The 26,817-nt window shown below is 41.7% G+C and carries 24 protein-coding genes; 3 read left to right on the forward strand and 21 right to left on the reverse strand.

The genetic code is table 11. The features are described from left to right. Positions 1-702, reverse strand: coding sequence for a hypothetical protein (locus tag WKF66_RS00395; protein WP_489672419.1), 702 nt, complete (start codon positions 700-702; stop codon positions 1-3). A 617-nt stretch (positions 703-1,319) separates the two neighbouring features. On the opposite strand from WKF66_RS00395, the gene WKF66_RS00400 reads away from it, so the two are divergent. Beyond that, positions 1,320-3,095 (forward strand): aminopeptidase P family protein, encoded by a 1,776-nt coding sequence (locus tag WKF66_RS00400; RefSeq protein WP_489672420.1) that lies wholly within the window; start codon positions 1,320-1,322, stop codon positions 3,093-3,095. Here WKF66_RS00400 and WKF66_RS00405 read toward each other — a convergent pair. The 19 genes from WKF66_RS00405 to WKF66_RS00495 form a co-directional block, all read right to left on the reverse strand. Next, entirely contained in the window at positions 3,088-3,870 is a 783-nt protein-coding gene (locus WKF66_RS00405) for an L-fucose dehydrogenase (RefSeq protein WP_489672421.1), read from the reverse strand. The two genes, WKF66_RS00400 and WKF66_RS00405, sit on opposite strands and share 8 nt — an antisense overlap. Further along, positions 3,848-4,711, reverse strand: a complete 864-nt coding sequence (locus WKF66_RS00410; RefSeq protein ID WP_489672422.1) for an amidohydrolase family protein — start codon at positions 4,709-4,711, stop codon at positions 3,848-3,850. The genes WKF66_RS00405 and WKF66_RS00410 overlap by 23 nt, the downstream gene beginning before the upstream one ends. After that, entirely contained in the window at positions 4,698-5,555 is an 858-nt protein-coding gene (locus WKF66_RS00415) for a fumarylacetoacetate hydrolase family protein (protein WP_489672423.1), read from the reverse strand. Before WKF66_RS00415 ends, WKF66_RS00410 begins: the two co-directional genes overlap by 14 nt. 5 nt (positions 5,556-5,560) lie before the next feature. Next, positions 5,561-6,325, reverse strand: coding sequence for an SDR family NAD(P)-dependent oxidoreductase (locus tag WKF66_RS00420; protein WP_489672424.1), 765 nt, complete (start codon positions 6,323-6,325; stop codon positions 5,561-5,563). 9 nt (positions 6,326-6,334) lie between these two features. Then, on the reverse strand, positions 6,335-7,993 hold the full coding sequence (locus tag WKF66_RS00425; RefSeq protein ID WP_489672425.1) for a UxaA family hydrolase: 1,659 nt from the start codon (positions 7,991-7,993) through the stop codon (positions 6,335-6,337). After that, positions 7,993-8,328: an L-rhamnose mutarotase gene (locus WKF66_RS00430; RefSeq protein WP_489672426.1), complete on the reverse strand. Its 336-nt coding sequence runs from the start codon at positions 8,326-8,328 to the stop codon at positions 7,993-7,995. The genes WKF66_RS00425 and WKF66_RS00430 overlap by 1 nt, the downstream gene beginning before the upstream one ends. A 5-nt stretch (positions 8,329-8,333) precedes the next feature. Next, on the reverse strand, positions 8,334-9,593 hold the full coding sequence (gene fucP, locus WKF66_RS00435; protein ID WP_489672427.1) for an L-fucose:H+ symporter permease: 1,260 nt from the start codon (positions 9,591-9,593) through the stop codon (positions 8,334-8,336). Positions 9,594-9,595: 2 nt separating this feature from the next. Then, complete coding sequence (locus WKF66_RS00440; RefSeq protein ID WP_489672428.1) at positions 9,596-11,743, reverse strand: alpha-L-fucosidase; 2,148 nt, start codon at positions 11,741-11,743, stop codon at positions 9,596-9,598. 105 nt (positions 11,744-11,848) lie between these two features. Continuing rightward, entirely contained in the window at positions 11,849-12,409 is a 561-nt protein-coding gene (locus tag WKF66_RS00445; RefSeq protein WP_489672429.1) for a DUF3109 family protein, read from the reverse strand. A 2-nt stretch (positions 12,410-12,411) separates the two neighbouring features. Next, positions 12,412-13,188, reverse strand: a complete 777-nt coding sequence (locus WKF66_RS00450; RefSeq protein ID WP_489672430.1) for a DUF3108 domain-containing protein — start codon at positions 13,186-13,188, stop codon at positions 12,412-12,414. A 28-nt stretch (positions 13,189-13,216) separates the two neighbouring features. Continuing rightward, on the reverse strand, positions 13,217-13,732 hold the full coding sequence (locus WKF66_RS00455) for a DUF2480 family protein (RefSeq protein WP_489672431.1): 516 nt from the start codon (positions 13,730-13,732) through the stop codon (positions 13,217-13,219). A gap of 61 nt (positions 13,733-13,793) precedes the next feature. Next, positions 13,794-15,890 carry a peptidylprolyl isomerase gene (locus WKF66_RS00460; RefSeq protein WP_489672432.1) on the reverse strand — a complete coding sequence of 699 codons (2,097 nt, stop codon included), beginning with the start codon at positions 15,888-15,890 and terminating at the stop codon, positions 13,794-13,796. An 81-nt stretch (positions 15,891-15,971) separates the two neighbouring features. Further along, a complete protein-coding gene (locus tag WKF66_RS00465) occupies positions 15,972-16,490 on the reverse strand; it encodes a hypothetical protein (RefSeq protein ID WP_489672433.1) in 519 nt (172 codons plus the stop codon). A gap of 50 nt (positions 16,491-16,540) precedes the next feature. After that, entirely contained in the window at positions 16,541-17,869 is a 1,329-nt protein-coding gene (gene bamG / locus WKF66_RS00470) for a BamG family beta-barrel-assembly machinery protein (protein ID WP_489672434.1), read from the reverse strand. Continuing rightward, complete coding sequence (locus tag WKF66_RS00475; RefSeq protein WP_489672435.1) at positions 17,832-18,587, reverse strand: type III pantothenate kinase; 756 nt, start codon at positions 18,585-18,587, stop codon at positions 17,832-17,834. Before WKF66_RS00475 ends, bamG begins: the two co-directional genes overlap by 38 nt. A gap of 75 nt (positions 18,588-18,662) precedes the next feature. Further along, complete coding sequence (locus WKF66_RS00480) at positions 18,663-19,640, reverse strand: DUF6427 family protein (protein ID WP_489672436.1); 978 nt, start codon at positions 19,638-19,640, stop codon at positions 18,663-18,665. Positions 19,641-19,670: 30 nt separating this feature from the next. Further along, entirely contained in the window at positions 19,671-20,657 is a 987-nt protein-coding gene (locus WKF66_RS00485; protein WP_489672437.1) for a glycosyltransferase family protein, read from the reverse strand. A 29-nt stretch (positions 20,658-20,686) separates the two neighbouring features. After that, positions 20,687-21,538 (reverse strand): UDP-2,3-diacylglucosamine diphosphatase, encoded by an 852-nt coding sequence (locus WKF66_RS00490; RefSeq protein ID WP_489673323.1) that lies wholly within the window; start codon positions 21,536-21,538, stop codon positions 20,687-20,689. Between the two features lie 150 nt (positions 21,539-21,688). Next, positions 21,689-24,169, reverse strand: coding sequence for a hypothetical protein (locus WKF66_RS00495; RefSeq protein ID WP_489672438.1), 2,481 nt, complete (start codon positions 24,167-24,169; stop codon positions 21,689-21,691). Positions 24,170-24,247: 78 nt separating this feature from the next. On the opposite strand from WKF66_RS00495, the gene WKF66_RS00500 reads away from it, so the two are divergent. Continuing rightward, positions 24,248-24,448, forward strand: coding sequence for a YwbE family protein (locus tag WKF66_RS00500; protein ID WP_489672439.1), 201 nt, complete (start codon positions 24,248-24,250; stop codon positions 24,446-24,448). A 68-nt stretch (positions 24,449-24,516) separates the two neighbouring features. Next, positions 24,517-24,777, forward strand: a complete 261-nt coding sequence (locus tag WKF66_RS00505) for a DUF4834 family protein (RefSeq protein WP_489672440.1) — start codon at positions 24,517-24,519, stop codon at positions 24,775-24,777. 2 nt (positions 24,778-24,779) lie between these two features. Here the strand turns inward: WKF66_RS00505 and uvrB are convergent, their stop codons facing one another. Then, complete coding sequence (gene uvrB / locus WKF66_RS00510; protein ID WP_489672441.1) at positions 24,780-26,816, reverse strand: excinuclease ABC subunit UvrB; 2,037 nt, start codon at positions 26,814-26,816, stop codon at positions 24,780-24,782. Position 26,817: the final 1 nt, after the last annotated feature.

Below are 26,817 nucleotides of genomic sequence, written 5' to 3' on the forward strand. Positions count from 1 at the left end.
CTAGTTACTTCCCAAATGGATCTGCAAGCCCACTGAAACCGGATTAAATAGAAATTCTGACTTATAAGTCTTATTTAAAGTACGTGTATTGTTAGCGTCCTGTGTCACTGACTCTTGTCGTTCATAAGAGTAAAAGTAATCAAGATTTGCCTCGGCGAAAAAAGAAAACTGTTTAACTACATTAACCTTAAATCCTAAAAATGGCGCTACGACTAACCCCGCTTTTGTTGCTTCGATGTCCAGTACAGGTCCGTCTATTGCAGAGAATGAAGCTGAAGCTCTAAGCTCATTATTATTCTGCATCACCCCATTAAATCTATTAGAGCGATAGCCCAGATCCACCCCGAAGTAGGGTTGGATTCTTGAATAATTAAAATTTTTCTCAAAACCGACTTTTAAAGAGTAATCGACGAGCTTTCCATCCGCAGCTTCACAGGTTTCACAATTGTTATAAAAGCTTCTGGATTTATTGTAGTAAGTTCCGTTGATCCGATAACTGATCTGATTGTCGTTAAATTTAAACATGACGCCATTGTATGGAGCTTCTGTCAATTTGTAAGAGTCCGATTCATTAAGAATTTTAGGCATTTGCATGAGCGTAAAACCTCTTGCTGCTATGGAATAATTGTAATCTCCACTCATTTGAGCAAAGGCAGAACACGATACAGCACAAAAAAACAGGACAAGTAAAGATCTCTTCATTAGTTACGTCGGTAAAGGTTAATTTGAAGGCGTTATCCTCTTCAAATATAAATATTTAAGTTCAATATCTGCTCTTCTCTTTACTTCCAACCCATACATAGCGATTCGCAGTGCATTTAGGACACCAGTAAATTCTAATCGGCAAAAAACCGAGTAAATGTTTGAGAATGAATCCTCTAGGTACCTGGTAGTGGAAATCGGTATTACATTTTTGGCACTTGTAATCTTGATAGCTCATTGACCTTTTCGACGTTTGGTTCTATTTTGTAGAAGTATAAGAATTAAAAGCCCCTATTCTCTACGGTTGTATCTACGGCAAATAATACGCCATAGATGAACACAAACTGCTATAATCGGAAATAAACGCTTAAGGGTTTATAAATGAGCTCATTAAACTTTAACCGCACTACCACTCTTTAGTTTACCTTCTTTCATTTCGCGCAAGGTTCCCCCTATCTCGTCACTCGCCTTTTAGAATACTTTGCCATGATATATGTATTAACTCCCGTACAATTCATTCAAGCCTGAGATTGTTTTGAAAAGCGCAAAATAATCCTGCCCCCTAACTCCGCTACATTTCATAGATTTGTCATGCGCTATGACCTAAATCCTTTGACATGACCTATCCTGAAAAACTAGAACAGATTAGACGGCAGATGAAAGCTGACAACGTCTCGGCCTATATCATTCCTTCGGCAGATCCACATATCAGTGAATACCTCCCTCACCATTATAAATGCATTCCTTTTCTGTCTGGTTTTACCGGTTCAGCAGGAACGTTAGTGATTACTGATGATTTTGCCGGATTATGGACTGACTTCAGATATTTCGAACAGGCTACATCGCAATTGGAAACCAGCGGTTTTGCCTTGGTAAAACAAAAAGTACAGCATGCTCCCGAATATATCCAGTGGCTTACTGAACAGTTGCCTGCAGGGTCGACCATAGCAAGCAATGAGAAGTTAGTTTCTTTGTTACTGGGAGAACTTTATACACAGCAATTTTCGGTTAAGGGAATAAACCTGACTGATAAAGATTATATCGGTCCCATCTGGACTGACCGCCCCGCTCTGCCAAAGGAGAAGGCTTTCCTAATAGCAGACGAATACGCCGGACAATCGGTCACAGAAAAGCTTAGTTTAGTGAGAGAAGTTCTCGAGACATCTGTTGCGACTACTCATCTGGTTTCTTCCTTAGATGACCTGGCCTGGCTATTCAACATCCGCGGTAATGATGTCAGTTATAATCCCGTTGTCCTGGGTTTCGCTATAATTGATCAGGACCATGCTAAGCTATTCATCGATGAAGAAAAGCTTAGTATAACAGAAAAGGAACAATTGCTGCATAGTGGTGTGGAGGTAATAAACTATTCAGAAATTGAAGATGCTCTTGCAAGCATCCATAGGAACAGCATTATGCTGATCGACCCAAAAAGAACCTGTTTTGCTTATTCCAAAATCCTTCCCGTGTCTGCAAGGATACTTAAGGAAACAAATCCTTCAACCAATTTAAAGGCCGTCAAGAATGAAACGGAATTAGGGAACACAAGAGCGGCCATGCTCAAAGATGGTGTTGCCATCACACGCTTTCTTAAATGGCTTTCGGAAAACATTGGGAAGATCCAGATTACTGAACTTTCCGCAGCAGCACAGCTTAGACAATACAGGGCTGAACAAGCGGGTTTCATTGGAGACAGTTTTACTACTATAAGTGCTTATAAGGCTCATGGAGCATTACCACATTACGGGGCATCAGCGGAAAGCAATGCTGAAGTCCATGCGGATGGCTTGTTTTTAGTTGATTCCGGTGGCCAGTATTTTTACGGAACGACAGATATTACGAGAACGATCCCAATGGGAGCAAACACGGACGAAGAATCAACTGATTATACCTTGGTTTTGAAAGGAATGATCGACGGTTGCAAGGTTCGTTTCCCTAAAGGTACCTGTGGCTACCAAATCGACGCGATCACTAGAAAGCCTCTATGGGATTATGCGTTGAATTACGGTCACGGAACCGGTCATGGTGTAGGGTATTTGTTAAACGTTCATGAAGGCCCACAAGTGTTCAATCCAACTGCTACCCCTGTTACCATCGAGCTTGGTATGATCACTTCTGTAGAACCGGGGTTATACCGACCAGGAAAGCATGGCATCCGAATAGAAAATCTGGTAAATACCATTGCCGATGTGGCTAATGAGTTCAACGAATTCTATGCCTTTGAATGCTTAACCCTAGCTCCTATCAATACCAAAATAGTAAAGAAAGACCTTTTCGACTATAGCCAGATCTCATGGCTTAATGCATACAACCAATTGGTGTTTAATAAATTGAGTCCGCTGCTTTCGATTGATGAGCAGGACTGGCTGAAGGTGGAAACGGCGGCTATCTGATCGCCCTGTCTAAGTGTACATAGCCTCCATCAATATAAACAAATTGACCTGTAGTATGACTAGACACCTCGGATAACAAGAAAACCACTGCATTTGCAATTTCTTCTGCAGTGGTCATTCTCTTCCCAAGGGGAATTTTAGCAGTGATGTCTGCCAGCTTTTCTTCAGAGTTGGGAATGGAGTTGATCCATGTCTGATATAATGGAGTGAAGCATTCTGCAACTATGACAGCATTCACACGAATTCCATGAGGTAACAATTCGACTGCCCATTCTCTGGTCAAGGCATTTCTTGCTCCATTTGAAGCTGCATAGGCTGAGGTTCCGCCCTGTCCTGTATCTGCTACCTTAGACCCTATATTTACAATGGAGCCTTTAGAACGGATCAATTCAGGAAGCGCTTTCTGAGCCATTAAATAATAATGGATCACATTTTTATGCAAACTAGACACAAATCCTTCATAGCTTCCATTTTGCAGCCCAATGCTGTCATTCACTCCGGCATTGTTAACCAGGCCATCGATTCTTCCAAATTTAGCAACGACGGCTTCTATTGCCTTCGCAGAAGCGGCTGGCTCAGATAGTTCTGCAACCACCTGAAATGCTTGACCACCTTGCGCAATAATATGATCTACGACCTTCAAATTGTCGGCCTCATTTCTTCCAACCACTACTGGTATTGCACCTTCTCTCGCCAAAACGTTGACAATCCCTTCTCCAATACCTTTAGCTCCACCAGTAACGATGATCACCTTATCTTTTAATTGCAAATCCATAGACTGCTTTTTTTAAGTTGTAAAATTCTATTGCATTGCCTCCCCAAAACAGCGATTGCTCGTTGGTTGTTAGTTTGGAGACATAGTTTTCGGTTAGGGATACCACGTTTGCGTAATCTGCCGCCAGAAGACATACCGGCCAATCCGAACCAAACATTAATCGCTTTATTCCAAAGGTCTCAAACACGACATCCAGGTATGGCTCGAAATCTTTGGGCTTCCAACTGGTCCAATGTGCTTCTGTAACCATTCCCGAAACCTTGCAAAACAGATTCTCATAGTTTTGAAGGGCTTTGATCCCCGCCGACCATTCTTCAATGTTACCTTCTTTAATATTAGGTTTTGCGATATGATCAATAACAAACTTCTGATCTGGAAACCTCGCTACCAGTTCTGGAACAAACATCAGCTGATCCGGATAGATCAGAATGTCATAACTAAAACCATGTTTTGCTAGCGCTTTTATACCATCCAAAAAGGCGGGCTTTAACATCAGCGCGCGGTCCTTTTCTCCCTGAAGAATGTGCCTGAAGCCTTTTAGCTTGTCATGGCAACTTAATTCCTGGAGCTGTTCATTAATTTCTGCCCCCTGCAAATCTACCCAGCCCACAACTCCCTTTACAAAGTCATGGTTGTGGGCGTTATTCAATTGAAAAACGTTTTCTTCCCTACTTTGATTCGCCTGAACAACTACACAACCATCAATCTTGGACTCCTTTAGTAATGGAGCAAGATCTTTGGGCATGAAATCACGACGAAGAACGGCCATCTCCGGAGTAATCCAGTCGGTCATTTCTTCCTTATACGTCCAGAAATGTTGATGTGAATCAATCTTTAACATAGTTCTTCACGTGCTGCTTCGAGGTGCCAAGACCGTCGATACCTAATTCAACCACATCACCATCTTTCAAGTAAATCGGTGGTTTAAATCCAAGGCCTACACCTGCAGGAGTACCTGTAGAGATTACATCACCTGGCAATAAGGTCATAAACTGACTCACGTAGGCGATCACAAAAGGAACATTGAATATGAAGTTAGAGGTGTTCCCGTCCTGCATTATTTTACCATTTAAGGTTAGCCACAGGCGCAAGTTATCAACATCTGCAATTTCATCCTTAGTGGCTAAGAATGGGCCGAGCGGCGCAAAGGTATCACAACCTTTCCCCTTATCCCAGGTACCGTTGCGCTCCATTTGAAATTCACGTTCAGAAACGTCATTATGCAAAACGTATCCTGCTACATAGTCCAGGGCTTCCGCTTCTTCAATATAGCTGGCTTTTTTACCGATCACTACTGCTAATTCTACTTCCCAATCCGTTTTTACTGAATTTTTAGGGATGATGATGTTGTCAAACGGCCCTGTTAAGGCGGTCGTAGATTTCATAAAGATGACTGGCTCTGGTGGCAATGATGCACCTGTTTCTTTTGCATGATCTGCATAGTTTAACCCAATGCAAACTATTTTAGAAGGCCTAGCAACCGGAGATCCTAACCTGGTATCCTTTGGTACTTCCGGTAATTTGGCTTCATTCGCTTTTATGAAGTCTTCAAGCCTGTTTAAACCATCATTTTGAAAGAACAGTTCATTATAGTCTTCGCTAAATGCCGAAGTATCATACCAAAGATCATTGATGATTACACCTGTTTTTTCCTGATCAGCGGATCCCCATCTTATTAATTTCATTGCTTTTAGTTATTTAATTTAACAAATCCTCCGTCTACCGGATAGTCATTACCTGTAATAAAGCTAGCTTCATCGGAGCATAGATACAGCGCCATCGTAGCTACCTCATCCGGTTCGCCCATGCGACCAACCGGCTGACTCTTCGAAAGCTTTTCAAAGATCTCTGTCTCTTGTCCCGCATAGTTCTTTGCAATAAATCCATCTACAAAAGGAGTATGTACCCTTGCCGGCGAAATACTATTACAACGAATATGATCATGAATGTAATCTCTTGCTACTGATAGTGTCATTGCTGCGATGGCACCTTTGCTCATGGAATAAGCAAAGCGGTCAGTTATACCAACCAAAGCGGCTATAGAAGCCATGTTAAGAATCACACCACCACCATTCTCTTTCATCAACGGTATCGCGGCAAACAGGCAGTTGTAGGCCCCTTTGACGTTGACATCAAAAACCTTGGTAAAATCTGCCTCACTAGTCGTATCCGCTTTACCAACGTGGGCAATGCCCGCGTTATTCACTAAAATATCGATCTTGTCAATACCATTAAAAACGCTTAACACTTGCTGCTGACTAGTCACGTCACATGTATGTGCGCTACCCGTTCCTTCTGCATTCACAATTTCTTGCAATGTTCCGTCTGCTGCTGCGGCGTTCACTTCCAGGATATGCACGTTAGCGCCCTGCTTTGCAAAAAGTACAGCTATTGCTCTGCCTATGCCACTTCCTGCGCCGGTTATTACGGCCGACTTCCCTTTTAAACTGAACATATATTTAAATTATAATGAAACTCCTCTTTTCCATGGTATGAAATCATCCTGATTTAACTGAACTGCTTTAGGGATAACTTCTCCGCTAGCAGCAAGTATGCAATATTCCAGAATCTCTGCACCCATTTGCTCAATCGTTTTTTCTCCTCTGATGATCGCTCCTGTATCAATATCGATAATGTCGCTCATTCTGGTGGCCAAAGCGGTGTTGGTGGCAATCTTAATGACCGGACAAACCGGGTTTCCTGTTGGTGTCCCCAATCCTGTAGTAAATAATATCAAGGTAGCACCGCTTGCAGCCTTTCCTGTCGTAGCTTCCACATCATTACCAGGCGTGCATACCAGGTTCAAACCTGCTTTGGTAACCGGCTCCGTATAATCCAGCACATCTACCACTGGTGAAGTGCCTGCCTTCTTAGCTGCACCCGTACTTTTTATGGCATCGGTAATGAGGCCATCCTTAATGTTTCCAGGTGATGGGTTCATATGAAAGCCGGAGCCTACCGCATGAGCCTGGGCATCATAATCCCGCATCAAACGAATAAACTTCTCCGCCGTCTGCTGATCTGTACACCGGTCAATGATATTTTGTTCTGCTCCACATAACTCTGGAAATTCTGCCAAAAGGACTTTTGCGCCTAGTGCGACTAAGAGATCTGAGGTATAACCAACTGCTGGATTCGCAGAGATGCCACTAAAGCCATCACTACCACCACATTTGACACCAACGCATAATTGGCTCAGTGGGGCAGGTCTTCGCTCGATTTTGTTAATTTCAGTCAGCTCTACAAACGTCTTAAGGATCGCATCTTTGATGAGCTGATCTTCACTTTGGCTCTGTTGCTGCTCAAACACCAATACCGGCTTTTTAAATAATGGGTTTCTTGCGAAAATATCGTTTAAAAGGCTTTCTGTTTGAAGATGCTGACAACCGAGACTCAACACAGTGATGCCGGCAACGTTAGGGTGATCGGCATAAGCAGCAAGCAAATTACTTAACACAGAAGCGTCTTGTCTTGTTCCACCGCAGCCACCCTGATGATTTAAGAACTTAATGCCATCCACATTCTTAAATACCCTATTTCTAGGTCTTCCTGCAAAAGCAACCTCCTCAATTTCAAATGTAGCAAGGTCTTGTCCACTGGTACTTGCCTCCAGGAGTTGTTCTGTAAATTGCTTGTATTTATCAGTTACGTTGTAGCCAAGCGTATTGTGCAAGGCCTCTTTGATCACATCAAGGTTTCTGTTTTCGCAGAACACAGTCGGTACAAAAAGCCAGTAATTGGCCGTACCTACTCTTCCATCAGCCCGATGATACCCATTGAACGTCCTATCTTTCAAAGCAGAAATATCCGGTTGATGCCATTTGTAATCCACATCCCGATATGCATAGTCCTGCGAGGCATGCTGTACATTTTCTACAGTCATCAATCCTCCCTGAAGGATTGGCAAGGTAGCTTTACCCACCAGTACGCCATACATGAACACCTCGTCACCGATAGCCATTCCCTGGATAAAGAATTTGTGCTTGGCATGAATGTCGTCTTGCAATACGATCATGTGGCCGTTAAAAATGACCTCATCTTCCTTAAAAAGATCCTGAAGCGCAACCAATACATTGTCTGCGGGATGGATCTGTAGGAAATGCTTATTGTTGTTCTCTATCATCAGGCGGTTAATTCAAATATTTTGTTCATAATCACCCATTTCTCACCAGGCTTTGCTCCTGGTACAGACTGTTGGTACTTCCACATGAGTTGTTCCCATTCCTGTACTTTTTCATTTTCCTGATCCATAACATCTTTCTTTTCAAAAGAAAAGGCATCGTTTACTTCCATGATCATAAATAGCCTGGTACCAAAGCGGTAGATCTCCATCAGATCTATGCCTGCCGAAGTAATACTTTTCTGAATCTCAGGCCACACTGCAGCATGCATATGTTCATATTCTTTTATTAGAGCGGGATCATCAACAAGATCAAGCGCTAAGCAATATCTTTTCATCAATGCTAATTTAAGGTTTTTCTAATGATTCTATGACCCCGGAGGCCGAACATAAACACGACAGCGAAGCAAATCAAAGGAACAACATATCCTACCTGAATACTTGACTCATCCGCAATATATCCCATGATTGGTGGCAAAATTGCACCTCCACCAATAGACATGATGATTAAGCTGCTGCCAAACTTCGTGTCGGAACCCAGTTCTTTAATTCCTAAAGAAAATATAGTAGGGAACATAATAGACATGAAAAAAGCAATACCAATGATCGTGTATACGGCAAGCATTCCTGATGCACTTATCGCAACAAGGCAAAGTGCCATACTTACCATGGCATAGATTGCCAATAAATTCGATGCCTTAAAAAACTTCATCAGGAAGGTGCCTACGAAACGGCCAACCATAAAGGCAAGACCAACTCCAAAGCCAGCATACCATGCTGCGGTCTGGCTATCAATGCCTGCGGCCTCCGTTGCATAAAGTATAAAAAAGCTAAATACACAAACCTGTGCTCCTACATAAAAAAACTGCGCAACAATGGCCCAGTTAAGGTGGCTATGGTCGAAAATCCGGGCAACTGAATCGCCGGATAGCTTCTTTTCTGAGGTGTCTTCCTCCTCTACGATCTCAGGTAGTTTTATAAAAGCAAAAATGATAGCAATCACCAGAATGATTGAGCCCAGTACCAGATAAGGTGTCTTTACAGAAGACGCTTCTGAAGCCAGCGCTAATTGCTGTGCAGGCGCCGACATGGTCGCCAATTGCTTGTCTGAAATTCCTTCCAACAGGATAATTTTGCCTCCAATAATTGGCGCAAGTGTTGCTGCCAAACCATTAAAGGACTGGGCGAAATTTAATCGGAACGTTGACGTTTCTTTAGGCCCCAGTAAGGATGCGTAAGGATTTGCCGCAGTTTCTAAGATGGTAAGTCCGCAGGCAATGATAAATAACGCCCCTAAGAAAAATTCATAAAGCTGTGTATTGGCAGCCGGGATGAACAAAAAAGACCCGATAGCAAATACAGCCAGCCCGATGAGGATTCCAGCCTTATAGCCGTACTTTTTCATAATCACACCCGCAGGTAAGGCCATAACAAAGTAAGCAATGAATACTGCGGAGTCGACTAATGAGGCCTGAAGGGTAGTGAGCCTAAATGAGCGCTTCAAATGCGGTATGAGAATCGGATCCAGATTATGTACAAAACCCCACATGAAAAACAGGGAGGTGATCATTATAAAAGGAAACAAATAATTATTTTTAGTCATGGCTATTTGGCTTTTGTGGTTAACTCCATCCATGCATTGAAAAGGCCCATGGTAGTATGGGGAGAATAAGGTTTGTGCAACTGCCAGCTAACCGGATAATATTTCCCTTTTTGCGTTTCCAGCGCGCCCAGCGTTTTCTTGAAATAAACTTGCTTTATATTGTTATCAATGCCTAGAACCGTCGTTTTTTGGAAACCATTGTAATATTTAATGACCAGCTTGTTGTTTCCTTTTTTAAGCGGTAAGAGGATGACATCCTTAAGCGACTTCTCTTTAAACGGATTATTATGCTCCGCCAATACCGCACCATTCAAGGAAATAGTTACTGCATCACCACTTGTTACGCCAATGAGGTAAGGCTGTTCCTTGCCGGATGTAATTTCTTGGAGGAGGTAAGTAGCAGAATTTTGGTCTGCAGTCAATTCGTACGACTCATTGTTCTTCCAATCTGCTTTCTTTTCCCAAATAGGCGACTTGGCATTTGGCCAGGGCTTGTCTAGAGAGATTTCCAATAGACTTCCATGGACACCGCCAGGACCCGAGTAAAAGAATCCTGATTGGTAGATGGGCCCGAAAGTGATAGTCGAAGGATCATTATTTAAGTTCTCTTCATCCCCTCCTGTCAGGTTAACTACAGTTGTTTTACCACCGATCTCCACATCAAGCGCTTTACCTTTTTCTTCCGATGTGTAGAAGATTGTTGGCGAAATCACACCCGTTTGCAGTGGGTTGATGTCCCACGATTCTTTCACCGTACTTTGATACCTGTTGCTATAATCTATCCCTGAATTGCTATAATGCTTAAAAGAATTATGGCCGCTCAGCTTTAGCACCGAATTATCCTTGGCTATAATGTTAGCAGGTGGTACCTGAAAGCCGTTTACGAACTCCAGTACGATCACTTTGAATTCTTTTGAAACGTCTAGGCCCGTTGGAACGGCAACATTGACACCGGCTGCTGTTTGGGTGAACTTAGCTTTTTTATTTTCTCCAAGCACATAAGCCGATTTAATCTTTCCGGTTAGTCCAGGTAAAATGATCTGCCCGTTATCAGGGGCGTGTAGCATGTGCAGGTAAATTTTGTTGGGACGACTGGTTAAGCTTCCCCATTTAAATGCAATGTGAAAGGGATCTGGATTAGTTCCATAGATGGCTTCTTGATTTTTTTGAAGCCATTGACCGATCGTAAGTAGAACGTCCTTCTCAAATTCTACTACTGAGCCATTACCTTTTGGTCCAATGTTAAGCAAGAAGTTACCTCCCCTGCTTGCAACCTGGATTAGGCTGGTTAACTTCTCTTTGACCTTATCCTCTTCTTTACCTCTTTTCTGAAAAGAACGGTAGCCCCAAGTTTCATCAAAAAACGATGCTGGGGATTGCCATGGCACACCAATCACATAATCTGGCTCCTGGTTATCGCCCATCACTGTGAAGTCTCCCATATCATTTCCTATGCGACTACCGATCATGCAATTTGGCTGAAGCTTATGCACTACATCTGCAAGCTCTTTACTTTCTTTGGCACTTTGAGAACCCATGTCGAACCATAGTTCTGAAATGGGACCATAGTTACTTAATAGCTCAGTAATTTGTTTCTTATTGTACTCGACATGTTCAGGAGTAATGTAGTCTGAATTGCTACCAGAGATCGGTGAAGCTTGTGGATAATGCCAATCTATCAAGGAAAAATATATACCAAATCTTAGTCCGCCACGTTTACAGGCCTCGGACAGTTCTTTAATAATATCACGCTTATAGGGGCTGGCGTCAACTACGTTGAAGTCGGTTGTGTTCGTCTTGAACATACAAAAGCCGTCGTGATGCTTTGATGTAATTACTATTGACCTCATACCAGCCTTTTTAGCCAAGGTCACTATAGAATCAGGGTTCCAATTTTCTGGATTGAATCTTTTGGCTATCGCTGCGTACTCGTCCGTATAGATTCCGGCATGCGCCTGAATTTGTTCACTTACATTCCTTGTTGCTGGCTTGCCATTCCACACTCCTCCCAGCACTGAATAGACGCCAAAATGGATGAACATCGAATACTTCTGATCTTGCCAATCTTTTAGCGCTTTGGCATCATGTTGGCCGAATGCTATGGAATTGATAAATACCAGTGCTAAAAGCAGAATGCATCTTAGATTCATAAATGGGCCTAAATTTGGTGTATCTCAAAGGAAGGCGAATTCGGGCAGTCAATATTTCTGTAAATTGCCAAAACAATAAGCAATTTTGGCAATGCGTGCGCTAGATTACTGACGAACGCTTTCCTCAAGTTCAGCATACCATTCGGCGCCATACTTCCTGATGAGTGGTCCTTTTAAGAACTGATAAACTGGTACTTTTAGTTCCCTTCCAAAAGTGCAGGCATCATGACAAATGTGCCACCTATCATAATTAAGCACTTCAAATTCAGGATACTGAGTAACTCTTATCGGATACAGGTGGCAGGAGATGGGCTTTTGCCAATCCACCAATCCCTGCTCATAACCTTTTTCAATTCCACACTTGGTGATCCCATTTTCAAAAGTCACATAAGCGCATTCTTTATTCCCATCTACACATGGGGTAGTTAAGTCTCCATCAGCGTCCAGCACTGACGTGCCTTGTTCCTCAATAGCTTTGATCCCTTTAGGTTCCAGCAGATGTTTGATCTTCGGGTAGATCTCTTTCAAAATAGCCGTCTCCGCAACATCAAGAGGAGCGCCTGCATCACCTTCCACACAACAGATGCCTTTGCATTTATTAAGATTACATACAAAACTCTCTGTAATCAGGTCTTCATGTAACAGTGTATTTTGTATTTCTATCATTTCTATTTTACTACTGCTATCGGATACTTCAATCCTTCAGCTGATTTTATTTCCATAACTACAGAGCCAACCAATATCTCTACTTCAGCCTTTACAGGAACACGGTTACCGTCGTCAGTGATCCAAAGGTAGAGGCGACTGTCTTTTCGGAATATCCTTCCTGGTTTAATAGAAGGACTGAATTTGAGGCATCGTATCTTGCCTAATTTGGTTTTTATGACTTCTTTACCAACATACTGGATCTGTAACTGATTCACTTCATCTCCCAAAAAGTAGTTAAGCTTTACAAAGTCACCAGCTTTCATTTTAGATATATCCAGACTTCTGGCAAAGTAGTACGAGGAAACCAAATCAAACGTTTGCTTTGTCGGTGTATTAAAAATTCCCTTATTTGCTACAACCTTTTTTGCATCCTGGTTGAAGCGCGCCTTATCTTGCCTGCGGTAGCTACCCTCGCGGATATTCTCCTGATAGAAATATGGCTTAAGGTCCTTTTTATCAATATAGGAATCATAATGATCCCGGATCTTGTAGAAAACATCGAAGGTTCCAGAAGTGACACCGTCTACACTCAGTCGGTATGTGGGTTGTCCATCAAACTTTAAATCCCCTTCGAGAACTTTCAACGTACCTTCCGCAGCGGTTACAAAACCGTATTTGAGTTTATATTGCAACACCTCGCCAGGTTGGAATACAGGTTCCTTCACAAACGGCAGCTCTTGAGCATAAGAGTGGAAGCTTGCAAATGCGATAGAAATCAACAACAAAAACTTTCTCATACTCTTATTAAACAAATAACACTCCAAACTAATCTTTCCGCTTATAGATTGGTACTGTGGAACATGGCTCACCATACATGATGCTTTTCACAACTGGCGTAAGCAAATTTGTAATTTCTACATAGGCAGCTACTGGAACCTCAATATCCGCGCAACCTTTAATAACAACGCGCTCATTTGCAAACGAATTGACGTCAATTTTAGCTAATGCACGAACAAACAGCGTAGCTTCAAGTGTTTCCAGACTTCCAAAAACGATTTCATTTGCGTAGGGCCTCATTTTGTTAGCCAGCAGCATATAAGCCCAGGTTGGGACAATAGCATCAGCACTGCATACAATAGCGATGTTTTTGCCCAAGTAAACAGACCAGTCATGTGTTTTAATAAACTCTCTGAAGTCCTTCTCACGCAGCATAAGTCCATGAAAAAGATTATCCTTAATATCATATACGATACGTTCACCGGGATGAAAGTAGTTTTCAAGATTAAGTGTCATCAACCCACTTGATGCAACTTTATTAACGAAGTTCTCTTGGATTTCCATGGTCTTAAATAAAAAAAGCCGGAGCAAACTGCTACCGGCTACAAAATTACGTAAAATAAGACTAATAGAATTTCACCCTATTGTCTTTTATATCGCTTTTATCTTGAAGGGCCTGGAATGCAGATCCCAAAGAGCGTTGTGTAGTTAATTGCATCATCGCTTCTTTTTGCTTATAGGTATTTGCTAAAGGCGCAGGATTGACAAATCCATCAGTCACAAACGCATAAACACCAGCTTCACCGACAACAGTTTTTGATAGCTTACCCGGCTGTGAACCAAATACTGTTCCAACGAACTTATTCTCCTGAGCCGCTCCTGGAATTACTGGATTGGCTAGAACCATATTTTGTATCGGCATAACAGGTTTACCAATCTTTTGAGCTACCTGATTTAAATTACCAGCGCCAGCTAAAGCTTTGTCCATTTTCTCTTTAAGCATTTTCCCTTTCACTGCAATGCGAACCATTGGCTCAATTTCTTTTTTGACAGCTTCTAATGGTAATGTGCCTTTTGGTCTAACATCTGTTAGGCGGGCAACGACAAACGCATTATCCATTTGATAAACCTGATCCAAAACTTCGCCTTTATCAGCATCATAAGAATCACGAATCATCTGACGTGGGTTATCTAAGCCAGGAGCATAGCCTTGGGAAGGACCAATCTTATCTGCAACACCTACCGTGTACCCACTTTTCTGAGCAACCGCACTGAAGTTACCTTCTTTAACCTGATTTAGAAAGATACTTGCTTTCTTGTAAGCAGCGTCTTTAGTCTTGCTACTCGACATTAGGTTTTTTTCTATGTACGCAAGTTTCGCAACTTTAGAGTTTCCAATCTGCTTTTCGATTTTCAGTAAATGAACACCAAACTGACTGGTTACTACTTTCAAATCTCCAACGGCACCATTAAATGCAGCATTCTCAAACTCTGGAACCATCTGACCGCGGGTAAACGTACCAACGTCACCACCTTTATCTTTTGAACCATCTACACTATACTGCAAGGCTAAAGAAGCGATACTAGCTCCGTTTTGAATAACCGTCTTCAAGGAGTCAGCCATTTTTATAGCTTTATCAAGACCTCCCAGTTGAGCTGGGTTCAATAGGATATGACTGGCTTTAACAGAATCCGGAGAGAACTTAGCTGCTACTACTTTAACAAGTTTGTAAGAGTTTCCTGAAAAGACAGGACCGTAAAAAGAGCCTGCTGGGAGGTTAAATACAGCAGAATCAACTGCAGGATCCAATTTCCCTTTTGAAATGAATGTGTAAGGGATCTTAACATCTGAATTTATAGCAGAGAAAAGGGAATCGTTTGCTGCAGATTTAAAGTCAGCGGCCAATTTCTCTACCTGACTTTTTACTGCTAACGTGTCTTCTTTAGTAGGATTAACACTGAAGGACACATATTCCAATGAACGAGTCTCAGTAGGATTGTTAAAACGAGTCTTATTATTGTCGTAATATTCAGAGTAATCTCCATCTGTAAGTTTGACACTTGCATCAGGTATTGAAGCATAGTCTAAGCTCACATATTTAAAGTTAGCGATCCTATTTCTGTTTAAGTACTCATCATTGGCTTCCAACGAGGTAACATAAACTGAATTATTGATGAGCTTACTATATTTTTGTTGTAGCGCTTGTTTCTCAATCTCAGCTTCAAGAGCTAAAATTTGCGGCCTAACTTTAGGGTCTTTCAAACCTTGCTTAAAAGTATTTAACACCTGAGCACGGTCAACCTGACCAGTTTGTGGATTACCAAAGTACTGAACAATAAGCGGGCTTGGATTTGCACCCTGGATCAGATCTGACATCTCATCGGAAGAAACTGCGATACCTAATTTTGTATATTCTTTTCCTAGAAGCACGTTTGCAACTTCGCCCTGCCAAACATTGTCGACAGCCATTGCCTGCATTTGCGAATTCCCAGAACCACCATATTGCTGTTTAAACTGAGCAAGACTTTGTTCAACTTTCGGACTGAATTCGTCTATCCTGATATCTTCACCATCAATCGTTCCCACAACTCTTTCAGAGGCAGCCCAAAAAGGCTTACCAGCGCTAATCGCATCACCAACCAAAAAAGCAACAATTGCAAAACCGATGGCTCCGATTATAATAAAGCCTGCACGATTGCGCAAAAATGTCATTAACCCCATAATATTCTTATTTATAAATCTTTTTAAGAGGGCGCAAGATACAACTTTTGAGAAATAAAGAAAACATATTAAACAAGATAATTACTGCCCGTAATTATCAGGAACATAGACTTCTCCCGATCCGTTTTCCCAGGTAACTGTTGAAAAATCTTCTGTTGCCGTAAAGTTTATCGCTGATAAAACGGTGCCATCTGGCTTGGTGATTACGCCTTTAGGAGAAGTGAACAACTTCTTCATCTGGTCCCATATTAGTTCTTCCGTATTGTAAGTAAGTTTTTCATTAACAACAACCACATTTTTTTGAAAGGTTGCCGTCTTTTCAAGGTCTTTCATGATGGCATAGTCCGAAGTAATGGAGCCGTTGATATTTGCGAAACGATCGAGGAAATTGATTTTTACGCCTTTTGGCATCTCCTGAAAGCCTGCGCCACTTGCAGGAACTACTTTTACAAGCACAGGAGCAAAACCCTGAGCCTTGACCTTCGCGGAATCACTGTAGGTGATATCAACGCCCCTGGTTGTATCAGAACTCATACTGATCTGACCCTTAAGTTTTGCTGCAGTCTTCAGATCATCTTCTCCGCAAGAGGAAAGAGACATCTGCAGTATGCACAGTATAATAAGCGAAAATATTATACTCCGACCTTTCATTAGTCCAGCCTGTATCTTCTAAACCAGCTATCGTTCAATGTGAAGCCAAGGTGCAGCTTAAGATAGTTTTCCTGCACATTGCCATTGTTGATAGTCCCCATTTTACCGAGTTCAGCAGTGATGTTCATTTTATAGAATGAAGTTCTCGAAACGTTTGGTGCTAATGGCAAACCAAGACCTAAGGATACACCCATTTTTTTTACGTCATCGCCGCTAGCAAGCCTGATATAGGTCTTATCGTAGCTAACCCCAAAGCGATAATCTACTCTTTTGAAGTAATTGCCAATAGAAGTGATGTCTGGCGTAATCTGTCCACCCAGGGAAGCTCCCCAGCTGTCCTGCAAGTTTTGCTGATTTGGAGTAGCGTCTTCAAGACTATAATTAGACCATTTGCCTGTTCTGAAGTCAGCTCCGATCATCCAGACATTGTCTTTTTGAATAGACACTCCGAAATTGTGTATCAAAGGTAACTTCAGCTTAGCGGAACGGTTCTCCGTAAAGGCAACAGTATCAAATGCAGCTTCATCTTCACCTAAGGGACTTTTAAGGTATTGTGTAACCACGAAAGTTCTTTTTGAGTTTATGGTTGAAGAAGATGAACCTGAGTAACCTAAGGTAATTCTACTTTTTGTAGTCAGTGGAATTTCATACTGTGCACCATATGAGAAACTCACTCCTCCAATACTATTTTTATTTTGAACCCTTGAATTGATCGTTGGAAAAGCGTTCATTTCTGTAGATACTGTTTCCAATAAATTTCCAAAAAGATACTCCACATTTCCACCAATCCTGAAGTGATCTCCAATTTGTTGTCCCAAGCCGATATATGCTTTAGTAAGCCCTCCTTCTCCTGAATGCGGATAATTTACGGAATTCGTGTCAATAGTTTCCGTACTTGTAAAGTTATAGCCAAGTTCTGTGTAAGGAAGCAACCCGAAACTAAGTCCCGTTTTGTTCTTTAGAATCGGAAAAGCAATTGCGATGTGACTAAGCGTTGAGTTAAAGCTTTTCTCATTGGCACCACCCTGCTTCAATTGTGTGAAACCACCTGTTACAGCAATATCAACCGTCGTGAAGTTAATTCCAGCAAACGTTGCAGGGTTCTGAATGTTGATAGTATTGTCTATCCCAGGCTTAAACACTCCTGTAGAAATTCCGCCCATTGCTCTGAATTGAGGAAGCAGAGATCCCCTGAAATTTCCCAACCCATATCCTGAATACGGTGATTGAGTAGTAACCTGGGCATTAACAGAAATACTGGTAAGCAGTAACAATACCGCTGCTATATAATTAATCTTTTTGTACATATTCAAATGCAATGACTTCATTTAATCCTTTTAATACTAAGTAGGGATCTTGTATAATTTGAGGCGCAAAGATGCTGTTTTTTAATTGTTCTGACAAAAAACTCGCATCGCCGCCGGTTATTAATACTTTTAACCCTTTATTTATTTTATTTTGGAGAGAGATATTCCCTTCTACTTCATTCACAACCCCTTGTAATACACCATTTCTTATTGCTGTGCTGGTATCAACACCTTCGGGAATGCCGGTTTCATTGGCATCCCAATCTAATAATGGCAATCGTTTGGTATAGTGATTCAGCGCAGAAAACCGCATACCCACGCCAGGACTTATACTTCCTCCATAATACAGAGAGCCCGCATTGAGCAAATCATAAGTAATACATGTTCCGGCGTCAATGATGTAACAAGCCGCTCCCCCGTATTGATGATTCGCAGCAACAACCTTTGCCCAACGATCCAGGCCAAGAGTTTGTGGAGTTTTATAATGATTTTTTACTCCGAGTTCCAGGGTGGTAGAGAAAGGGTAAAACCTGGTTTCTCTTCTCAACAATTCAACCGCCTCGGCCTGCTCTTCTCCTACAGTTGAAATGGTTGATGCAGTCACCTGGTATTTCGAGATCAGATCGCTGATAAGCGCGACACTCATTTGCCTTGTATACTGATAATGAATCAACTCTCTGCCTCTGAAAATAGCCAGTTTATGATTTGTATTACCAATATCTATCACGAGGTTATGCATTTAAAACGGCTAAGTTCATGATCACAAAGCTATTAATCTTTAAATGGTTTCGAGGTCGCCAATTGTTAAAAAGAGTTAAACCAACAAGAAATACTGGATGGCAAAGACAAGTGAGAGAAAAAGGCTCTCATAAAACCAGCGCTTTCGAGCGTTTGAGAAATAATAGGCAAGCAATACAGATCCAGGAGGCACACACATCAGGAAATGGTAGATCCTAAAATCAGATTTGGTATAAAAACTTAAAATGCTAATGATGAACATAAAAAAAAGCATTTGGAAGGCCTTTCTAGTGCTAATAAAGCTTCTAAAAAAGTTTTCCCATAGCTGGAGGGACGCCAATACAATCATTAAAGTGACCGGTACCAACACGAGGTAGTCATTGTAGTTGATCTTGAAAGCCGAAGGAAATTTGTTGCCAAGTGGTAGCCAGATCTTATAGAACAGAGAAAGACTATCATTCCAATAATAATATACGCCTACAAAGAAAAAGATAGTCAGGAAGCCAACTAAACCAGAGATCCACTCTCTCCAGCTAAACGACCTATACAATAAGAGTGTAAGCCAGAGCATGACGCCCATAACAATGAATGGGAAATAAACTAAAGTGCCAATGGCTATGATCATTCCCGCGTCAAACATGATCATTACTGCGTTAGGCGATTTCCCGACCTTCAGGAACTTATCCATAATCCAGATTAAAAGGAAATTGCAGATTAATGCTGGACTTAAAATCAGAAATGGCATAAAAAGGCTTGCGGAAGTAACATACAACAGCGCAGGGAGGTATCCCGGTTTACTTAACAAGTTATGATTATTAATAACCCTGTTAAATAAGATTGCCTGAATGAACACAACTAAACCTGCAAGAAGAACATTGCCAGTGGCAGAAAGGCTATTAACTGGAATTGTGAGAAGGAATTTGGCATAAGATTCCAGTAGCTCGAATTGAAGATCTGCAGGGAGATCCACAAATATAGCCAGTCGCATAAAAAATGTAAACACAAATAACAGCAGCAGGTTTAGCGGATTTAAGCTTCTAAATTGATTGATCATGCCCTTTTATGAAAGGCAAAGTAAAGCAAATTATCTGGCAAACTTATTTACTACACGATCAATGACAGCGGCTGTTTCATCGGGGAAGTGGAACTGGTGTTCCTGTGGATTATTCACCCAATTCTTAATAATTGGCTCCCATTGTCTGTTACTCGCCCAGATCACAGGAAGACCGAATTGCTTCAAAGCAAAGGCATTGCATTGCTGCTCATATTGAAACTTCATTGGTGCAACTAGTAATTTCTTTCCCATATGCAATGCTTCGGCAGGCCCTTCAAATCCTCCACCAGTAAAAAGACCCTCGCAGGAAGCAAGACTCTCGTTAAACAATTGATTATTGATCCGGCAAACTTTTACATTGTCGGCTTCATAATCTGCAAGACAATGCTTTGAAAATACCTGCCACCTTACGTTTGAAATTCTATTAAGAATTGGCACCAGGTGTTTGTCGTCAATTGCAGGTAAGTATACCGTATAATGGCCTAGATTAGTTAGCGTCATGTCTCTGATCTCTCGGCGGATAACAGGGGTATGGATAAAATCATCATACTTGTCAAAATGGAAACCCACATAGTGACTTGCCGGAGCATAGTATTTCATGACCAGTTGTGCCCAGTCGATACTCTTCGGTTTTGGCACTTTGGCCGACTGAAAAGAGGCCTGATGGCTTAAGCCAACGCTTTCTAGTCTCTGCGTTTTACAAGCCCAGGCCGTGACAGGCTCAAAGTCATTCAAAATTAAATTGTAGGACTTCAGCGGAGTACTCCTCATATCCTTGACAAACCGGGGCAGGTTCATTGACTTCCAGGTCTCATAATGATCGACACCTCCTTTTTTCCCAAATACGAAGCTGAATCCATGGAGCTGGTAGCGTACATCTTGCGTAAGCTTAACATCCGCCTGGGTGCCGCTAATTAAAAGATCGACATCACCATATTGTTGCAGCAATGGAACAATTTCCCGGGCACGACTAATGTGACCATTTCCAGTGCCTTGTATGGCATACAAAATCTTCATGCGGATCGAATATCTGTAAATTTTGTGCTTTACACAATTTCTAATTTAATTTTCTGAAGCAGCGTAATAATATCCAGCTTGCTGTGAAGATCATCACCATCTGACAATTGACCTTCTTCTGCCTCATCCTGCTCGAAATCCTGTGCATCATATTTAAAGATCTTCCAAGCCTTATTCTGATATTCGAGCGCTGTTAAGTTTTCTACCCAATCACCACTATTTAAGTAAGATACCGAGCCTGCTTCAGTGATTACCTCGCGCATCTCCGGCTGGTGAATATGGCCACATACGACAAAGTCATAACCATTTTCAACAGCTAGTTCTGCCGCAGTGTGCTCAAACTTATTGATAAACTTAACCGCATCCTTAAACCTTGCTTTTATTTTTTTAGAGAAGCTCATCTTCTCTCTGCCGAAGATGGACAAACACCAATTGACTACGCTATTAATTAAAATCAACGTATCATAACCAACGGCACCTAGCTTAGCCAGCCATTTTGAATGTTGCATCGTGACATCGAAAATGTCACCATGGAAGAACCAGGCCCTTTTCCCATCCAGCTCCAGAATAAGTTTGTTTTGAAGGTGAAAGGCGCCCATATGCAAGTCCGCAAACTTCCTTAAAAGTTCGTCGTGGTTACCTGTAAGATAATAAACTGGCACTCCTTCAACAACAAACTTCATCAACTTGCGGATTACCTTCATATGTGTTTCAGGCCAATACCGTTTACTGAACTGCCAGATGTCAATGATATCCCCATTTAAAACCACCATTTTGGGCTTAACGCTTTTGAGATACTTAAGCAGCTCCCGGGCATGGCAGCCATAAGTTCCCAAATGCACGTCTGATATGACCACTATTTCTACATCTCGTTTAGACATCATCCTCCTCAACTTTCAAGTCGAATGGTCCAAAGAATAAAACAAGAAGTCCTACCAGACATATTACGAAAAACAGTTCAATCATTTGATACAGTTTATTTACAAAACTGCAAAGCAAAGATTAACAAGAAGTTAAAGACGTGTTATCAATTAAACAGCAAGCCTTAACTTTCTTTCAGAGTAAAAAGCAAAGCCCAATGCAGCTAATAGTAAAATCGACCCTACCAGTGAGATCTTCTCCCCTAAATAATATGAAGTTGGTTCAAACTTGAATTCCACTTTGTGGTTTCCCGCCTCTAACTGCGCGGCCCGAAGCACATAATCTGCTCTGAAATAAGGTTTCTGCACCCCATCCACATACATATTCCAACCTTTATCATAATAAATTTCAGAGAAAACCGCAATCACATCCCGTGGCGCACTGTAGGAATATTCCAGGTGATCCGGATGATAACCATCCAGCTTAATGAAAGCAGTAGGATCTGCGCCAACATTTTTGCTACTGATCATAGGCTTATACCTTTCGTCGACTATCGCTTCGTTTTTCGGATCAAAACTGCTGATTGCCTTCATCTCTTCATCGGCATCTTTAACGAATTGAACGCTTTGGACAATCCAGGCATTACCTGCCGCCGTGCTGTTACGGTTCATGCTATAAGAACCAGTTTGAGGGTTTTGCGTAATGATATACCTCGTATTTAGCATATCCAAAACGTCTTGATTTACACTCTTGGTTAACTGGTTATCTATAAGTTCCTGATAACGCTTTAGTTTCGCAGCATGATATCCCCCGATCGTTTTATGAAATTGAGAAGTGCTGGCATCCTGGAAAGTGCTGATGCTTAAATCCATCACCCTGAAATTTGGATCTTTATCTGACAATATCAAATTGTCAACATCTCTTTCCTGAAAGTGATTATCTAAGTCGCTTTTGCTCGCGAAGTTGGTATTATTAAGGTATCTCCTATCCACCTGCCACATGTCAACAAGCACGGCAAGAGCCAAGAGAATCACCGCTAATTGTACATTGATCTTTTTGGTGATCAGTGCCCAGACGAGTCCATAGCCAATGGCGATAAATAATACAGTTCTTAAAGCATCAGCACGGGCAAGATCTGCACGATCTGACACAAGAGCTCCTAAGATACTTTGCGCCACACCAGAATTATTTTGCAGCATCTGTGTTAAGGCTTGAAGCATCTGCTGATGATTTTCAGTTTGAAAGCTGAATAATGCAGTCGGCATAATGGCAACGAGCAAAGCGAAACCTCCGGTAATACCAGCGGCGATAGTCAGTTTCTTTATAAGCTCCTTTTGTTCAATAACTCCATCTTGTGTCTCTTTCACAGCAAGAATGGCAAGAAGTGGAACCATCAATCCAACCATAGCCAAAATGGATTCAACAGCTCTAAACTTATTGTACATCGGGAAATAAGCAAAGAAGAAGTCAGATACTAATGGGAAGTTTTTCCCAAAAGACAACAACATAAATAGGATGGTCGTACCAAGAATCCACCATTTCAGGCGACTTCTAACTACAATTAAGCCGAATACAAACAAGAAGCACACAATTGCTCCAAAATAATACGGCCCTGATGTTCCAGGTTTTTCGCCCCAATACTGTTGTAAGCCTATTTGCTGAGCCAACTGTGAAATGGCTCCTGTTGGATCAGCACCGGTAATGCTTTGTAGGGCTTTATAGGTATTGCTTTCAGGTTTTACCAACGCCTCGATGCTTGTGGCTCCACCGTATAGGTTAGGAATTAGAAATGTAAAACTTTCTCCAACGCCTTGACTCCAGCCATAGGCATATTCTTTAGATAGGCCATCTTTAGCCTCCGCTGCATCTGTAGTAAGATTCGATGCTCCCCTATTTGACTCTTTTCCATATTCATAGGTCGTCCAAAGCTTCCCTGCGTTGACCATGAAGGACAACAACATAGCGACAGCCAGAAAGGCGACTGCTTTACCGAATTGCTGTGTTCTTTTTTCCTTAACAGCGTGATAAACTTCAATTCCTATGAAGATCAATAAGGCGATCATCAAATAATAGGTCATCTGGATATGATTGGCTCTTATTTCAAGGGCGAGGAACAGGGCGGTAATACTTGCACCAACCCATAGCTTGCCTCTTAAGGTGAGAATCACTCCCGCAATAATAGGTGCACAGAAGGCGATGGCAAAGGCCTTATTACTGTGACCCGCAGCAATTATAATAAAGTTGTAAGAACTAAATGCAAAAGCGATAGCCCCGGCAGCGGCTAGCCATGGATTAATTTTAAGAACACAAAATAATAAATAAGCTCCTAAAAGGTAAAGGAAAACGACTCCCACCGGATCTGGAAATACAGCTGTGATCATGTTGATCACATAAGTAGCTCCGTTATATGGATGTTGAACCCAGATCTGATAAGCAGGCATTCCGCCAAACATTTGGTTAGTCCACAGTGGTCCTGTACCGTCTTTTTCTTTATACTCAATAATTTCTTTAGCAGTTGCTTTTGCTTGCAGAACGTCACTTTGTGCGGGTGCTTTTCCCTGTAAAACGGGACTGAAATATATAAAGCAGATGACGATGAAGAATCCAATAATGGCCAGGTGAGTGCCATTCGCTTTTAACCAATTGTTCATTAAGGTTTGTTTAAGAGTAAATAGGCTCAAACTTAGATAAAAATGGTTTAATAAAAAAGCTGTAATTTAGGCGTTTGTATGGACGGTAAAAACAGAAAAGATATTTATCCAGGGCTTGAAGTTGAGGTGATCTTGAAGAAAGATCAGCGTAGTGGTAAACTTACTCAGGGGATCGTAGCCAACTTGCTAACATCGGCCCCTTACCACTCAAGAGGTATAAAAGTAAGGTTGGAAGATGGCCAGGTTGGTCGCGTAGCTAATGTAATCGAACTGCAATAAAAGGACAGTATTTGTAATAATAAAAATCCTGAGCCGTCTATCTTTGTATTAAATGTAAAGTCATCATTATGGCACTATTAAAATTTATAATAATTACTATTCTTGTTATTTATCTTATCAGACTGCTATTGCGTTTGATTTTCCCGATGGTAATAAAGAATCTTTTTAGCAAGGTGCAGGCACAGGCTTCACAGCAGCAGCAGCAGCAAAACCAACAGGCAAATGAGCGGCGCGAAGGAGATATTTCTATTGAATATATGCCTCCGCAGCAAAAGCAGGGTAATACAGACAAACTAGGCGACTTTGTAGACTACGAAGAAGTTAAATAGTTCTATTTAAACCGCTCTTCGAATACTTTTTCCATAGCAAACATCTCATCCCTCAACCTGGCTGCCAAGAGAAAGTCCATATCTTTCGCTGCTTTAGCCATATCTTTCCGCGTCTTGTCAATTGACTTTTGCATCTCAGGCTTAGTCATATATTGAACGATCGGGTCTGCTGCCATGCTCACTTCATCAACTTCGATATAAGGTTTAGCACGTTTGTTTTCTCCCGAAGAGAAGTCGAGAACAGAGGTCTGTTCTATAATAGCTTCCCTGCTCTTTCCTATCGTTTTCGGGGTTATCCCATGTTCAAGATTATAGCTGATCTGCTTTTCTCTTCTTCTGTTGGTCTCCTCTATCGTTTTTGCCATTGAATCGGTCACGCTATCCGCGTACATAATCACTCTACCCCTGTCGTTCCGGGCCGCACGTCCAATGGTCTGAATTAACGAACGCTCAGACCTCAAAAATCCTTCTTTATCAGCATCAAGAATGGCAACAAGAGACACTTCCGGTAGGTCAAGTCCCTCTCGGAGAAGGTTAATACCAATTAGAACATCAAACTCGCCTAATCGCAAACCTCGTAATATTTCAACCCGCTCGAGTGTCTTCACTTCCGAATGGATGTAACGGCATTTGATGTTCAGCCTATCCATATACTTGGTTAGCTCTTCGGCCATTCGCTTGGTGAGCGTGGTAACCAGCACCCGGTCACCCAGCTTAATTGTCTTGTCTATTTCATCGAGCAGGTCATCCACCTGGTTAATTGCAGGCTTTATTTCAATGATAGGATCCAACAAACCTGTAGGTCTGATTACCTGCTCAATCACAATCCCTTCAGACTTTTGTAACTCGTAATCGGCCGGAGTAGCACTTACATAAATGGTTTGAGGAGCCAGTCGTTCAAACTCTTCGAAATTTAAAGGGCGGTTATCCAGTGCCGATGGCAATCTGAAACCGTATTCTACAAGAGACATTTTACGGGACCTATCTCCACCATACATTGCCCTGATTTGTGGAACGGTTACATGGCTTTCATCAATGACCATTAAATAATCATCCGGGAAATAATCTAATAGACAGAAAGGCCTCATTCCAGGTTGCCTTCCATCAAAAAACCTGGAATAGTTCTCGATTCCAGAACAGTAGCCCAGTTCCTTCATCATCTCTATATCGAAGTTGACACGTTCTTCCAGTCTTTTAGCCTCCAGCAACTGCCTGTCACCTATCAACTGATTCTTCCTCAGCTCCAGTTCCTCCTGAATACCCCAGATAGAAGAGCTAAACCTCTCTTTAGGGGTGACAAATAAATTGGCGGGATAGATAGCCATGTCTTCCAGCTTTTCTAATGTTTTGCCGGTAACCGGATCAATCACACTCAGCTCCTCTACATCATCTCCAAAGAATGAAACTCGGTAGGCGCTGTCCAGATAGGCTGGAAATATATCTACGGTGTCACCTTTAACCCGGAACGTACCACGTTTGAAGTCGTTGGTTGTTCTGGCATAAAGTATTTCCACCAGGCTGTGTAAAAAGGAGTTTCTGGAAATGCGCGTTCCAACGGCAAAGCGAAATACAGATCGGGAAAAATCTTCTGGGTTTCCCATACCATAGATGCAGGAGATGGAAGAAACTACAATAACATCCCTGCGACCAGACATTAACGCAGAGGTGGTACGAAGTCGGAGTTTTTCAATTTCTTCATTGATGCTTAAATCTTTTTCTATATAAGTATTCGTACTGGGCATGAATGCCTCAGGCTGGTAATAGTCATAGTAAGAGACGAAATAATTCACTGCATTGTCCGGAAAAAACTGCTTGAATTCTCCATAAAGCTGGGCTGCAAGCGTTTTATTATGACTGAGGATCAATGTTGGCTTCTGCGTTTGCTCAATAACGTTTGCTACAGTGAATGTTTTTCCTGAACCCGTTACACCCAGTAATGTCTGATAATGTTCTTCCCCATTTACACCTTCTACCAGCTGTTTTATAGCATTCGGCTGATCTCCGGAAGGTTTATAGTCTGAAACAATTTTAAATTTCATA

Origin of the sequence: Pedobacter sp. (assembly GCF_037719805.1) — a bacterium.
In the GTDB taxonomy this organism is placed as follows: domain Bacteria; phylum Bacteroidota; class Bacteroidia; order Sphingobacteriales; family Sphingobacteriaceae; genus Pedobacter.

Bases quoted from the DNA above. Each gene is read 5' to 3' on its own strand.
- WKF66_RS00465 (WP_489672433.1), bottom strand. From the start codon at position 16,490: ATGTCTCTTTCCTCTTGCGGAGAAGATGATCTGAAGACTGCAGCAAAA.
- bamG (WP_489672434.1), bottom strand. From the start codon at position 17,869: ATGAAGTCATTGCATTTGAATATGTACAAAAAGATTAATTATATAGCA.
- WKF66_RS00500 (WP_489672439.1), top strand. From the start codon at position 24,248: ATGGACGGTAAAAACAGAAAAGATATTTATCCAGGGCTTGAAGTTGAG.
- WKF66_RS00480 (WP_489672436.1), bottom strand. From the start codon at position 19,640: ATGATCAATCAATTTAGAAGCTTAAATCCGCTAAACCTGCTGCTGTTA.
- WKF66_RS00485 (WP_489672437.1), bottom strand. From the start codon at position 20,657: ATGAAGATTTTGTATGCCATACAAGGCACTGGAAATGGTCACATTAGT.
- WKF66_RS00505 (WP_489672440.1), top strand. From the start codon at position 24,517: ATGGCACTATTAAAATTTATAATAATTACTATTCTTGTTATTTATCTT.
- WKF66_RS00450 (WP_489672430.1), bottom strand. From the start codon at position 13,188: ATGAGAAAGTTTTTGTTGTTGATTTCTATCGCATTTGCAAGCTTCCAC.
- WKF66_RS00395 (WP_489672419.1), bottom strand. From the start codon at position 702: ATGAAGAGATCTTTACTTGTCCTGTTTTTTTGTGCTGTATCGTGTTCT.
- WKF66_RS00455 (WP_489672431.1), bottom strand. From the start codon at position 13,732: ATGGAAATCCAAGAGAACTTCGTTAATAAAGTTGCATCAAGTGGGTTG.
- WKF66_RS00430 (WP_489672426.1), bottom strand. From the start codon at position 8,328: ATGAAAAGATATTGCTTAGCGCTTGATCTTGTTGATGATCCCGCTCTA.
- uvrB (WP_489672441.1), bottom strand. From the start codon at position 26,816: ATGAAATTTAAAATTGTTTCAGACTATAAACCTTCCGGAGATCAGCCG.
- WKF66_RS00490 (WP_489673323.1), bottom strand. From the start codon at position 21,538: ATGTCTAAACGAGATGTAGAAATAGTGGTCATATCAGACGTGCATTTG.
- fucP (WP_489672427.1), bottom strand. From the start codon at position 9,593: ATGACTAAAAATAATTATTTGTTTCCTTTTATAATGATCACCTCCCTG.
- WKF66_RS00425 (WP_489672425.1), bottom strand. From the start codon at position 7,993: ATGATAGAGAACAACAATAAGCATTTCCTACAGATCCATCCCGCAGAC.
- WKF66_RS00495 (WP_489672438.1), bottom strand. From the start codon at position 24,169: ATGAACAATTGGTTAAAAGCGAATGGCACTCACCTGGCCATTATTGGA.
- WKF66_RS00460 (WP_489672432.1), bottom strand. From the start codon at position 15,890: ATGGGGTTAATGACATTTTTGCGCAATCGTGCAGGCTTTATTATAATC.
- WKF66_RS00405 (WP_489672421.1), bottom strand. From the start codon at position 3,870: ATGGATTTGCAATTAAAAGATAAGGTGATCATCGTTACTGGTGGAGCT.
- WKF66_RS00475 (WP_489672435.1), bottom strand. From the start codon at position 18,587: ATGCATAACCTCGTGATAGATATTGGTAATACAAATCATAAACTGGCT.
- WKF66_RS00410 (WP_489672422.1), bottom strand. From the start codon at position 4,711: ATGTTAAAGATTGATTCACATCAACATTTCTGGACGTATAAGGAAGAA.
- WKF66_RS00440 (WP_489672428.1), bottom strand. From the start codon at position 11,743: ATGAATCTAAGATGCATTCTGCTTTTAGCACTGGTATTTATCAATTCC.
- WKF66_RS00400 (WP_489672420.1), top strand. From the start codon at position 1,320: ATGACCTATCCTGAAAAACTAGAACAGATTAGACGGCAGATGAAAGCT.
- WKF66_RS00445 (WP_489672429.1), bottom strand. From the start codon at position 12,409: ATGATAGAAATACAAAATACACTGTTACATGAAGACCTGATTACAGAG.
- WKF66_RS00420 (WP_489672424.1), bottom strand. From the start codon at position 6,325: ATGTTCAGTTTAAAAGGGAAGTCGGCCGTAATAACCGGCGCAGGAAGT.
- WKF66_RS00415 (WP_489672423.1), bottom strand. From the start codon at position 5,555: ATGAAATTAATAAGATGGGGATCCGCTGATCAGGAAAAAACAGGTGTA.